At 61.7% G+C, this 11,574-nt stretch carries 16 protein-coding genes and 1 tRNA gene; 11 read left to right on the top strand and 6 right to left on the bottom strand.

Translation table 11 applies throughout. The features are described from left to right. Positions 1–175 precede the first annotated feature (175 nt). The 3 genes from NMAG_RS07700 to NMAG_RS22045 all read right to left on the bottom strand — a co-directional run bounded on the left by NMAG_RS07700 (position 176) and on the right by NMAG_RS22045 (position 1,351). Positions 176–249 (bottom strand) — tRNA-Lys (locus NMAG_RS07700). Between the two features lie 99 nt (positions 250–348). After that, positions 349–1,146, bottom strand: coding sequence for a DUF7119 family protein (locus NMAG_RS07695; RefSeq protein WP_004217471.1), 798 nt, complete (start codon positions 1,144–1,146; stop codon positions 349–351). A 61-nt stretch (positions 1,147–1,207) separates the two neighbouring features. Further along, positions 1,208–1,351 carry a hypothetical protein gene (locus NMAG_RS22045; RefSeq protein WP_004217469.1) on the bottom strand — a complete coding sequence of 48 codons (144 nt, stop codon included), beginning with the start codon at positions 1,349–1,351 and terminating at the stop codon, positions 1,208–1,210. A 214-nt stretch (positions 1,352–1,565) separates the two neighbouring features. On the opposite strand from NMAG_RS22045, the gene NMAG_RS07690 reads away from it, so the two are divergent. The 9 genes from NMAG_RS07690 to NMAG_RS07650 all read left to right on the top strand — a co-directional run bounded on the left by NMAG_RS07690 (position 1,566) and on the right by NMAG_RS07650 (position 8,907). Continuing rightward, positions 1,566–1,895 (top strand): hypothetical protein, encoded by a 330-nt coding sequence (locus NMAG_RS07690; RefSeq protein ID WP_004217468.1) that lies wholly within the window; start codon positions 1,566–1,568, stop codon positions 1,893–1,895. A 139-nt stretch (positions 1,896–2,034) separates the two neighbouring features. Then, on the top strand, positions 2,035–3,810 hold the full coding sequence (locus tag NMAG_RS07685) for a nitrite/sulfite reductase (protein WP_004217467.1): 1,776 nt from the start codon (positions 2,035–2,037) through the stop codon (positions 3,808–3,810). Between the two features lie 169 nt (positions 3,811–3,979). Continuing rightward, positions 3,980–4,261 (top strand): DUF6360 family protein, encoded by a 282-nt coding sequence (locus tag NMAG_RS07680; protein WP_004217465.1) that lies wholly within the window; start codon positions 3,980–3,982, stop codon positions 4,259–4,261. Between the two features lie 192 nt (positions 4,262–4,453). Next, complete coding sequence (locus NMAG_RS07675; RefSeq protein WP_012996546.1) at positions 4,454–4,948, top strand: ferritin-like domain-containing protein; 495 nt, start codon at positions 4,454–4,456, stop codon at positions 4,946–4,948. 399 nt (positions 4,949–5,347) lie between these two features. Continuing rightward, positions 5,348–6,808 (top strand): sodium-dependent transporter, encoded by a 1,461-nt coding sequence (locus NMAG_RS07670; RefSeq protein WP_004217463.1) that lies wholly within the window; start codon positions 5,348–5,350, stop codon positions 6,806–6,808. Next, entirely contained in the window at positions 6,808–7,125 is a 318-nt protein-coding gene (locus NMAG_RS07665) for a hypothetical protein (protein WP_004217462.1), read from the top strand. Before NMAG_RS07670 ends, NMAG_RS07665 begins: the two co-directional genes overlap by 1 nt. Before the next feature lie 71 nt (positions 7,126–7,196). Then, the gene (gene rimI / locus NMAG_RS07660; protein WP_004217461.1) at positions 7,197–7,685 is read left to right on the top strand and encodes a ribosomal protein S18-alanine N-acetyltransferase; all 489 of its coding nucleotides are present in this window, start codon (positions 7,197–7,199) and stop codon (positions 7,683–7,685) included. Positions 7,686–7,883: 198 nt separating this feature from the next. Further along, positions 7,884–8,393 (top strand): DUF5810 domain-containing protein, encoded by a 510-nt coding sequence (locus NMAG_RS07655; protein WP_004217457.1) that lies wholly within the window; start codon positions 7,884–7,886, stop codon positions 8,391–8,393. An 88-nt stretch (positions 8,394–8,481) separates the two neighbouring features. After that, positions 8,482–8,907, top strand: a complete 426-nt coding sequence (locus tag NMAG_RS07650) for a DUF5809 family protein (protein ID WP_004217455.1) — start codon at positions 8,482–8,484, stop codon at positions 8,905–8,907. Between the two features lie 29 nt (positions 8,908–8,936). On the opposite strand, the gene NMAG_RS07645 is transcribed toward NMAG_RS07650, so the two are convergent. Next, complete coding sequence (locus NMAG_RS07645) at positions 8,937–9,425, bottom strand: NUDIX hydrolase (protein WP_004217454.1); 489 nt, start codon at positions 9,423–9,425, stop codon at positions 8,937–8,939. A 97-nt stretch (positions 9,426–9,522) separates the two neighbouring features. Between NMAG_RS07645 and NMAG_RS07640 the strand changes: the two genes are divergently transcribed. Next, entirely contained in the window at positions 9,523–10,128 is a 606-nt protein-coding gene (locus tag NMAG_RS07640; RefSeq protein ID WP_004217453.1) for an NUDIX hydrolase, read from the top strand. 122 nt (positions 10,129–10,250) lie between these two features. Here NMAG_RS07640 and NMAG_RS07635 read toward each other — a convergent pair whose 3' ends face one another. Further along, a complete protein-coding gene (locus NMAG_RS07635) occupies positions 10,251–10,505 on the bottom strand; it encodes a hypothetical protein (protein WP_012996544.1) in 255 nt (84 codons plus the stop codon). A gap of 166 nt (positions 10,506–10,671) precedes the next feature. On the opposite strand from NMAG_RS07635, the gene NMAG_RS07630 reads away from it, so the two are divergent. After that, positions 10,672–11,070: a rhodanese-like domain-containing protein gene (locus NMAG_RS07630; protein ID WP_004217451.1), complete on the top strand. Its 399-nt coding sequence runs from the start codon at positions 10,672–10,674 to the stop codon at positions 11,068–11,070. Between the two features lie 189 nt (positions 11,071–11,259). On the opposite strand, the gene yciH is transcribed toward NMAG_RS07630, so the two are convergent. Continuing rightward, positions 11,260–11,553, bottom strand: a complete 294-nt coding sequence (gene yciH / locus NMAG_RS07625; RefSeq protein ID WP_004217450.1) for a stress response translation initiation inhibitor YciH — start codon at positions 11,551–11,553, stop codon at positions 11,260–11,262. Between the last annotated feature and the right edge of the window lie 21 nt (positions 11,554–11,574).

The raw sequence follows: 11,574 nt of genomic DNA, 5'->3' as shown, positions 1-11,574 counted from the left end.
GCGGTCCCAACTGCGCGACGGACGAGGTCGTCGCACAGGACATCGAACTCGCTTGCGATTTGAACACACGGTCGGATGTGCTCGCTTCGCTGCGTACAACCTCCCTGCGCTCAAATTTCCTGTGTTCAAATCGAAGTCGCCGCTCTGCTCATCACGAATTGTTCCTCGCAGAAAGCGGGCCGGGCGCGATTTGAACACGCGACCGTCTGGTTAAAAGCCAGACGCTCTGCCAGACTGAGCTACCGGCCCTGCGTATTCCACTATTGGTGAGTAGTGGTTAAACGTTTCTTTCTTCGGTGCTGGATGGCGGCCCGTTCGTGGATACAAAACATTCGAGAACCAGACTCGTTACTCGAGATACGACTCGAGTGCAGCCGTGACGATCTCGCCGGGGTCGACGTCGTCGAGGGAGGCCTGTCGTCTGAGATCGCGGTAGCTGGCTGGCGAGAGCGCGAGTTCGAGGCGGCCGAGCTGGGAGTCGTGTGTAGCGAGTGCGTCTTCGATTGGCGTTCCGTCGTTGACGGCGCTTGCGATGCTGCGGACGTCGCGAACGGTGAGGTTGGCGTCGATTGCGGCCCAGGCGAGGAGGAGTCGAGCCTCGCCGCCGACGCGAGCGATGTGCTTGGCGGCGGTGGGGGCGATCTGACCGAGTGCGACCTGTTTGCGAACGGATCGAGGGAGGTCGTGAACGCGGGCCCATTTGCGGATGAACGAGACGGTGACATCGTCGCCGGCGCGCTCGGCGGCGGCTTTGTACGAGCCTTCACCGCGAACCAGTGCCGCGCAGGCGGCGGCTCCGCGGAGCATGTAGAGGTGGTCGTCGTTGCTGTTGCCGGTTGCGAACTGCGCGACGGTTTCTGCGGCCTCCTGTAGGCTGTCCGGATCATCCGGATCGAACTGCACGGCCCGGGTTGCGTGCTGGCCGGTGACGGATTCGTCACCACGGATAACTGGTGCGCCGACGGGGGATTCTCGGTCGGTTGGGATCGATTGGTCCTGCTGCCGATCGTGATTCCGGCCGTGCTCCCGATCCCGTTTCCGACCCCGTTTCCGATCCCGATCCGTATCACGGTCGCGATCGCGCTTGCGCTCACGATCGTCGCGGCGATGTCCGCGAGACGTGTCGCCGGGCCCGGTATCTCTCATGAATTAGTGATGTGTATGTCCTTGAGCGCTAAAAGTGTCGCTACCTGGTAAGCAGGGGTGCTCACTCCTCGTTCTCGCGCTGTTCGGCGAGGTGTTCCCAGATTTCGGTGCAGCCGGCTCCCTCCTCGATACCGTCCAGGTGGGCATCGTCTCGGTGCTCGTCCTGCTCCCCCGGTTCTGGACTGCGTTCTGCCGCTTTCGTCATACCACCTCGTATGGGCGCAGTTTTCATAAGTACCGCTTCGGAAGCAAACGATACCCGTACTCACCCCTAGCGGGGATTGTTGCCGTCGTTTGAGTCGGTGTAACTCGTCCGAGCGCAACACTGTCCTGCGATTTCTCCGTTCCGGGCTGTCATCGGCGGCACAAAACGTTGCGACCAGCGATGCACAGAGGGTCAGGAGGGACGTAGTTCGCCTATGGCCATTGCACTACGAACGCTCGACGACGGCGCCTGGATCAGTGTCAACGACTCTCGAGAGGTCGGTGTCAGTGATGTCTGGATCCTCCCGTTCCGCGAATACTGTAGCTGTGAGACTCCGCACGTGCTGCTCGAGGGATTTTCCGGTGTCGACCTTCGAGCCATCGACAATCGAATCGTCGCTGATGCAGTCGGGATGTGTATCGACTGCGGAACACGTGATTACATCGAGTCACTCCCGGTCGGTCGAATCGTCGACGGCGAGTTCAAGTCCTATGAGCCGGGGTCGGTGCAGACATCGCCCGTCGCTGCCGTTCCGACTCCATAACTCGCGTTTCCAGCGCCCCCTTCTTTTGGGCCACGTTCACACGAAGTGGTTCTGGCAACACCTTCCTCGACCAGCGAGAGGCGGCCGGGTCTGACGCGACACACGGGCGTATATGGCCGCCTCTGTATCTATGCATCAGATGCCTACTGACGTCGAGGAGTGGAAGGACGAGGTCTACGGCACAGACATTCGAGACCATATCGAGCGATTCGCCGAAGCGGGCTGGGAGTCGATTCCGGACGACGAGAAGGACGCCTGGTTCGAGCGCTTCAAGTGGTACGGCCTGTACCACCAGCGCGCCGGCCAGGAGTCGTACTTCATGATGCGGATCGGGCCACCGAGCGGCGTACTCGAGCCGGGGCAGTTCCGTCGCATCGTCGAGATTGCAGACGAGTACGCCCGCGGTCCGGTTTCGAATCCCGAGTTCGGCAACGGCTGGCTCGACGTAACGACGCGTCAGGCGATCCAGCTCCACTGGATTCGAATCGAGGACGTGCCCGGTATTTTCGAGGCACTCGAGGACGTCGGGCTCTCGACGGTCCAGGCCTGCGGTGACTCCTGGCGGAATATCGTCGGCTGCCCGGTCGCTGGGAAGGACAAACACGAGCACGTCGATGCTGCCGCGCTCGCGGACGACCTCCACGATACGTTCAAAACGAACGATGCGCACTCGAACCTGCCCCGCAAGTGGAAGGTCTCTGTGACGGGCTGTGACGAGGGCTGTGGGCAGGGTGACATCAACGACCTGGCGTTCGAGCCAGCCGAGAAGGAGATTGATGGCGAGACCGTCACGGGCTACAACGTCCGCGTCGGCGGCGGACTGGCGCGCAACGAGCCTCGGTTTGCGAAGAACATCGATGTCTTCGTGACGCCCGAGCAGGCCGTTGACGTCGCTGGCGGTATCTCGGCGCTCTTCCGCGATCACGGAGACCGCGAGAACCGCTACAACGCGCGCATGAAGTTCCTCGTCGACGAGTGGGGGCCAGAGAAGGTCCGCAACGTCCTCCAGGGAGAGTACATCGACTTCGAACTCGAGACGGCCGGCGAGGATCTGCGTCACTCCTACAGCTACAACGCTGGTGACGCGGACGGCAAACACGACCACGTTGGCGTCCACGAGCAGGACGACGGCACCAACTACATCGGACTGAACGTCCTCGTGGGACGTCTCGGAATCGACGACGGCTACGAGATCGCCGACGCGGCCGAAGAACACGCCTCCGGTGAGGTTCGCCTGACCCAGCGCCAGAACATCATCCTGACGGACGTGCCGGACGAGGAGGTCGACGCGCTGCTCGACAATCCGGTCTTCGACGAGTATAGCCCGGATCCACACCCGTTCCAGCGAGGCTCGATCGCCTGTACCGGCAGCGAGTTCTGTTCGCTTTCGATTGTCGAGACGAAGAACCGCCAGGTGCGCTTCTCGCGCTGGCTGGTCGACAACGTCTCGCTTCCTGAGGGCGTCGAGAATTTCCACATCCATCTCTCTGGGTGTACGGCATCCTGTGCCCAGCCCCAGATTGCCGATGTCTCCCTGCGGGGTATGAAGACCCGCAAGGACGGCGAACCGGTCGAGGCGCTCGACATCGGCCTCGGCGGCGGCCTCGGCGAGAATCCGCAGTTTGCCTCCTGGGTGTCGGACCGCGTGCCTGCTGACGAAGTGCCGGGTGCGATTGAGAATCTGCTCGCCAATTTCGACGACGCGCGTGAAGACGGTGAGAGCTTCCGCGAGTTCGTTGCCGCTCGCGACGACGAGGTACTGGCTGATCTCGTCGAGCCCGAGGAGACGAGCTACGAGGATCCGTTCCTGCACAACACCAAGCGAACCTGGTATCCCTACGCGGAGGACGACGGATTCGACGCCAGTCCTGCACCTGCCCGTGCGGACGGGACGCCGATTCCATCGGACGACTGAGTCCCGCGTACTACCCACGTCCGCTCCCCTCTCCTCGTCGATATTTACCGGGCACCGCGGTAGACAACTGGTCGTCTATGTTCTGCGACTGCGACTGAGTCCAGTCCATCGCATCCACAGAGGGCACCCGTTGGAAGTCCCTAAGTGATCGTAGTGCGACTCCCTAGCCATGTCCGACCGACTGATGCGGGTCAACGCCTACACCACGCTCGACTACGTCGAAGCGTCGGCGAAAGGCCACGAGTTCGAGTTCGACTCCGTCGCCGTCCTCAACGCCACGACCGACCGCGAGGAACCCGACTGCGTCCGCCTCCAGATCGAACTCGACAACGCGACCGAACAACACCTCCCCAAGCACATGGATGAACTCGAGTTAACCCCGGATCAGGCGCGTGAGCTTGCGGGGGAACTCGAGACGTATGCGGATCGTGTAGAGAGCGCGACGGAGTAGTTGCTGTTGCCTGGCGCTGTCTGCCGTTAGCCGTTAGCCGTTGGACGTTAGCCGTTAGCCGTTGGACGTTAGCCGTTAGCCGTTGGACGTTAGCCGTTAGCCGTTGGTCGTTACGTCTAGGTGCTCGGTCCGCCTGCCGTCGCAGGCGTCTCGCTTTTTCACACGCTCGGCGAAGCCGTTCGTGATCGTCTTATGAGCGTTGACACCATCCACGACCTGTTCGAGCACGGCCTCGAAGACATCTACCACGCAGAACACGAACTCCTCGACGCGCTCTCTGAGCTGGAGTCGAACACAGAGCGCGAGGAGATTGCGGAGGCGTTCGCAGAGCACCGCGAGGAGACGGAAGAGCAAATCAACCGTCTGGAGGAGGTCTTCGAGATGTTCGGCGAGCCACCCGAGAAAGAAGAGTGTGAGGGAATCAAGGGCCTGATCGAGGAGTACGAGGGGTTCGCCTCGATGGATCCCTCCCAGGAAGTGATGGACTTCCACAGCATGGCGGCCGCGGAGAAGACCGAACACTACGAAATCGCAGCCTACGGCAATCTGATCCCGCTCGCGGACCAGCTCGGGATGGACGATGCGGCGGACCTGTTAGAGGAGAATCTCCGTGAAGAGCAGGCGGCGCTCGACGAGTTGACGGAACTGACCGAATCGTACGAGATGGATGCGATTCCGGCGGAGTGACCCCGGTGACTGGCAATTCTACTAGCGGCGGAAATGCAGACGAAGACGGGGACAGAGACGAGGATACCCAGTAGGGCGGAACCGAGGACGCAGAGCCGACGACGACACTCGACGACAACACCGATGACGACAATAGTGACGCGGACGCCTGATCGGTCGGGATAGCTCTCCTGAGCATATTTCTGGACTGCGTTTTCTCGCTCCCTCTCGAGTACCCCCGTTGTCATGGGGGTTTGGTTCTCCCAGGAGAACCGCTTCAGGAGTTACCGCCGCTCGCTCTGCTAGAACTGGTATTAGCCGCTTGTAACGCCGGAAATCAGTTGTTATTCGTGTCGTTCAGTGTCACACGCAATATACTTATACCATGATACAGTGCCTTGACACAGTGGGTGTTAGATAATGGCAGACGCACCAGCAAAAACTGCACGAGCGGAGTGGGGAACGCGGTTTGGGTTCCTCATGGCAATGATCGGCGCCATGGTCGGCGCGGGGAACATCTGGCGATTCCCGTACGTCATGGGAGAGAACGGCGGTGGTGCGTTCGTCCTCGCGTTCCTCGTGTTGCTGTTCTTGCTCGCAGTCCCCGGCCTGATGGCCGAGGTTGCACTTGGGCGATATACACAGAAGGGCGTGATCGGCGCGTTCCGTGACGTTCTCGGGCGTGGCGGGTTGGTTGGCCTCGGCGTCATCGTCCTGTTGGTCAACATCGCGCTGATGTCGTACTACTCGCCACTGATCGGCTGGACGCTGTACTACGCCGTCCACTCGCTGCTGTTTACGTTCACGGCGACCGGCTTCGAAGCCGAATCGTTCATGAACGCCTTCTTCGCGAATCCAGCGCTGATGATCGGACTCCACACGGTGATCATGGGGTCGATTGCAGCGATCCTCATCCTCGGTATCCGTCGTGGCGTCGAGCGACTCGTCGTCTACGCAGTGCCGGCGCTCGTCATCGCACTCATCGTCATGACGATCCGTGGGCTCACGTTGCCCGGAGCCAGCGAGGGTATTGCCTTCGCGTTCGAAATCGAGTGGTCGTACCTCGCAGCCAGTGACACCTGGATCGCCGCCCTCGGACAGGCACTGTTCTCGACTGGACTGGGGTGGGGGATTGCCTTGACTGTTGGCAGTTATCTCCGTGAGTACGACGACGTGCCACTGGGTGGTGGCGTCTTCACTGCGCTCGGTGAGTCGAGCATTGGGATCCTCGCCGCACTCGCGATTTTCCCGGTCGTCTTCGCGGTCGGCGTCGAACCCGACGCCGGTGCCGGACTCGCGTTCGTCTCGCTCGTCCAGGTCTTTCCCGAGATTCCACTCGGTGGCCTGGTCGCGATCCTGTTCTTCCTGGGATTCTTCCTCGCGACGTTCACGTCCGGGTTGCTCATTACCGAAGTGAGCGTTACAACCGTCAGCGAGGAGACGAGACTGGATCGGACACAGACGGTGCTCGCCGTCTGTGGTGGTATCTGGCTGCTCGGTGTCCCAAGTGCGTACTCCGCGGACATCCTCGACTTCCTCGACTTCGTCTTCGGGAACTGGGGGCTGCCACTCGCGACGCTCGCGATCATTGGCGTCATCGGCTGGGTTCTCGGACCCAAGCGGCTTCGCCTGCTCGCGGTCAACCGCAACGCCGGCATCTACGTCGGCAAGTGGTGGGACCCAGTCATCAAGTACGTCATCCCAGCTGTCATGCTGTTCATCATGGGCTACTTCGCCTGGGAGAATTTCCGCGAACCCGAGATGATCGCCGGGATGCTCGTGATCGTCCTGTTCCCGATCATCGGCTACGCCATCATGTCGGTCGTCGAGGGTCGTGGCGACAAACCAGATACCGCAGACGTCACCGGAGGTGATGACTGATGCCCCTCACCGCTGAGGTCATCGGCATGCTCGCGTTCACGCTGCTTGCGTTCTGGGGCATCTCCCTCTGGGCGCTGACTCGCACGCTCCGCCAGGAGAGTCGCAAGGTCGAGATCCTGGAGCAGCAGGATCGGATGGACACGTACTCGCCGGAGGCGCTCGCTGACCTTCGCGACTGGGTCGAGAACAATCCGAACGACCCGCTCGCCGACCGCGCCAGAGAACAGTACAACGAGTGCGTGACTGTCCTCAGACAGACCGACCGGCACTTCTACGACTGGTCGGACGCCGAAATTGAGCGGCTCGAACGGCTCTAATCCCCAGCGGAGCGCTCCGGTCATCCGCCGGACGCACACTGTTTTTATCGCTCGGCGCAGTAGCACACAGCGTGACGGTTTCGCCAGCCGAGGAACACGACGACGGCACCGATGATGACCTCGTCATCCGGCCGGCCGAACAGGCCGACCTGCTTGCCGTCGTTCGCATCGAGAACGAGTCGTTCTCTCAGCCCTGGCCGTACGACGCTTTCGATCGATTCCTCGGTGAACCCGGCTTTCTCGTCGCCGTCGTCGACGCCCAGATTGCCGGCTACATCGTCTCCGACGTCACCACCTCGTTCGGCCGCCAGCTCGGCCACGTCAAGGACATCGCCGTCCACCCCGACCGACGCGACATGGGCGTCGGCTCTGCACTTCTCTCGCGATCTATCGCCGTCCTCGCGGCCCACGGTGCCGACTCGATCAAACTCGAGGTCCGACGCTCGAACGAGGGTGCCAAACGCCTCTATCGCCAGTTCGGTTTCGAACCGATCCGACACGTCCCCGGCTACTACAACAACGGCGAGGATGCGATTATCATGGTTCGGCAACTCGAGTAGCCGGTCGGCTGTTCGCTGAGTGTTATCGTTGGCTGCGCTGGTTGTGTTGGGTTCCCTGGGTGTCGTTGTATCGTCGTCTCGCCGTCTCGCCGTCTCGCCGTCTCGGCATGCCGTCCCCTCACCGGAGACTCGAGTACGAGTCCCGCAGCCACGGCTGGAGACGTGGCCGTTTTACTACGCGCGCTCCTAGTGGGTGATATGGGATACGCCTGCCCCGTCTGTGCGGCTGAACAGGCCGACGCGGAGCATCTTGCGAACCATCTCGCGATCACTGCCTCGCTTGGCCGTCAGGAGCACCAGGAGTGGCTTGCCGAGCACGCGCCGGAGTGGGACGAATGCTCACCGCCGGAACTTGGCGAGATCGTTGCGGAACACGCGCCGGAGATCGAGACGCCGTCGTTTGAGGGTGGACGGAGTGGTCAGCATGGTAGCGGTGGCGGTCACGGCCATGGTCACGATCACGATCACACCCAGGGCCGCCCAACCGGTCTCGAAGCCGACCTGGCCCGTCAGAGCCGCCAGCGCGGCCGCGGCTCGATGACCGCCGAAACCGAACACGTCCTGCAGGAAGCCTCCGAACTGACCCGCCAGATGGTCGAAAACGCAGCAGATGAGGACGGGGACTCGAGTACGAGTACGAGTACGAGTACGAGTTCGAGTTCGAATTCGAGTGCGGAGTCGGCGACAGAGTCAGAAACGAACGAGTAGCGAGGCGACGGTTACCGGACGGTGCGGTGACCGTTCGTCGCCAATCGAACACGCAATTTGTAACTTGCTCCCGCGATCAGAAGCGGGTATGCACACCGTTGGGACAGCGACGTTCTCGTCGATGGACGACGCGCGCGAACGCTATGCGAACGCCGGACCGACGGCCCAGACGGTCGTCCGAGAGGTTGCGAAGGCGATGGCGTTCGACCGCGAAGAGTACGCCGAGCGCGTCACGAGCGATGTCGTCGAGACCGCGCGAGACGTGCTGTTCGCGAGTTCGCTCGCGGTTACCGTCGGCACGCGCGAGGAGTTCGACGAGTGGCAGGAATCGTACGACGGCGAGGTGTCCGTCATCGGCAACGAGAACGTCGACCGGGTCGTCTGGCACGCCGGGCCGGATGAGAAAGCGGTCGCCGCGACGTTCCAGAACGAGGAGGACGCCGCAGTCGCGACGTTGCGCCGGCAGGCGTTCGGGCGGCTCTACCGCGAGCACGTCGAGCGCGGTGAGCCGTAGGCTGTATCGCGCTCTCGAATCTGACTTCCCTACAGATACGGACGGAGTAGCGCCCCATCGTGAAGGTGTTCCGGAAGTGTTTCGAACCAGGACGCGGCCATAATCTTGTCCGGGTTCACACCCAGTTCCTCGACATTGGCGAGCGGCCCGTCAGCACTGGCTGCAAAGACGACGTACGTTCCGGTGTACGTCTCATCAGTCGCCGCCGAGCGGTACGTCTGTTCGACCACAACCAGCGGCTCGTGGATCGTCGCGTCCAGTCCGGTTTCCTTACGGATTTCGCGGTGCGTGGCCTCGCGTACCGTCTCCCCGGATTCGACGGCACCGCCGGGTAACGCCCACCCGTCGGACCAGCGATTCGAAACGAGTGCGATCCGACCGTCCTCGTCGTACACCCGAGCAGCCGCCGTATAGGCCGTTCCGTTCACTGCCCAGTCGCGAAACGAATCGAAGCGATCCGCTGAGAGGCGAATAGTCTGTTGTTCGCGCGGGACAGCATCGAACTCGTCGTCGGACACGCCACGCTTCACTACCACCTGTCACGTCCGGCCTGGGAAAATGCGTTCCGGCACGCAACCCGCACCTATTACGGCTCCGGCCCGGTATACGCCACCAATGACGACACCCGACGAGTGGCGTATTCTGGAGGAGGTCACCGAGTACGAAACACCCTGGTACGACGGCGGCTACGACCTGCTCGAACAACCGGACGGAAGCGAGCAGCGGTACTACTGGGCCGAGTTGCCGCCAGCGGTCGTCGTCGTCGCGCGCGTCGATGGGCAGGTACTCGAGTCCGACTCGCAGTCACCTGAGGCAGAGCAGAGCGGAGATCAACTCCTGTTCGTCGAACAGTACCGGCCGGCAATCCGTGAGACACACCTCGAACTCCCGGCTGGAATCGTCGAGGAGGGGGAGTCCTACACCGAAGCCGCGACTCGAGAACTCGAGGAAGAGACTGGTTTCCGACCGACGAGTACGGTGCTCTTGCAGGAGTACGCGGTTGCAACCGGTGTGCTTCGCCACGACCGGGGAGTCGTCTACGCGGACGGGCTGGTGCCCGGGGAGCGCGAGTTGGATTCGAACGAGTTCCTCGAGGTAACGACGGTGCCGGTCGACCGGGCACTCGAGCGGGCGCGCGAGCAGCCAGTGAACGACTCGACGCTGTCGGCGCTCTTGTTGGCTCGGGAGGACGGTGTGCTGTCTGGGAACAACGCCGAGTAAGTCGCCCGTGAGTGTGGGTATAGCGATGGTTGCCGTCTGTGGCGTACCCACCGTACTTTCGTCTGCATCGTCTCTGCCGTGTTCGCCGTCCTCGCTGTACTTCCCGTCCGAGACCAAACGTGTTAGCGGCTCGCACCGTGGCCCGCCGGTTCGGAGTCGGGGTCTGGATCTCGCTCTCGGTCAGGCTCGTCGGCAAGTTCTTCGGGCTCGAACTGGACTGCGGCGAAGACGTGCCCGACGATTGCGGCCATGATGATGACTCCGCCTGCAATCGTCGTCATTGTCAGCCCGCCCAGAAATAGCCCGACGACGAGGACGATCGTGCCAACAAGCTGGATGCCGAACAGTGCTTCATATGTTACCACTTGTCGTACCATAGTCGTCCCTACGAAATCGAGGACGATAACGCCTTGTTACGGCCGATTTGTCTGTCACTCGCGCTGGCTATTTGTGAGCGAGTGGCTGCTAACCCCCCGTACGTCACACCGCTGGTTGCGACTCCGACCCATGTGCTTATTCTTCCGGCAGCCCAACGCGAGCGTGATGGACGGCGAAATCTCTCCCGACGAGGTCAAGGAGCTACTCGAGTCCGACGCTGACGTTCGCATCGTCGACATCCGTGATCAACATAGCTTCAACCACAGCCGGATTCCCGGTAGCGAGAACGTCCCCTTCCAGAAACTCACGAGTCGTGTCGAGGAATTCGAGGACGCCTCGCGTATCGTCACCGTCTGTCCGCACGGGAAGGCGAGCATCCAGGCGGCCCAGCTACTCGGCTCGTACGAGGGGACCGCAGATGCACGGATCGAGAGTATGGAGGGCGGTCTCGAGAAGTACGGGTTGAAGTTCGGACTCGTGGCCGGCGACAGGGAGGCGGAGTCTGGTGCTGCCGACGGTGAGCACAGCGCTGATGCTGGTGCTGGGTCTGAGTCGCCGTTCTAGTTGCCGTCGCGACGTTCACAATAGCTCACAGTAACTCACAGTAACTCACAGTAACTCACCAGCGCTCGCTATCACTTACCAGCGTAAAAAGACCGGACCGCTGTCACTCACCGCCCGATTCAGAGACCGGCGCGAGGCCAGTCGACTTTGCGTCGTGGGTTCGGAAGTCGTCTCAGATCATCGCGGGCGTTAGGCGACGTTGAAACCCCGATCCCGAAGGAACTCTTCGATACGCCCAGTGTGATTGCCCTGCAGTTCGATCTGACCGTCTTCGACGGTCCCACCGCAGGCAAACTTGGACTTGAGATCCGACGAGAGACTATCTAGGTCGACGTCCTTCGGATCGAATCCTTCGACGATCGTTACCTCTTTACCGTATCTGCGCTCGTCAATGCGGATATTGAGTTGCTGTTGTCCCTTGGCCACGTCTTCACAGACGCAGAGTTCCTCAGGCAGCCCGCACGTCGAGCAGACTTCCGACATTACGTTCCTTGCTACGAAATG

The organism is Natrialba magadii ATCC 43099, from assembly GCF_000025625.1.
GTDB classification, from domain to species: domain Archaea; phylum Halobacteriota; class Halobacteria; order Halobacteriales; family Natrialbaceae; genus Natrialba; species Natrialba magadii.
The sequence above is the reverse complement of the archived record's forward strand: the minus strand, read 5'-3'. Positions and strand labels throughout refer to the sequence as shown.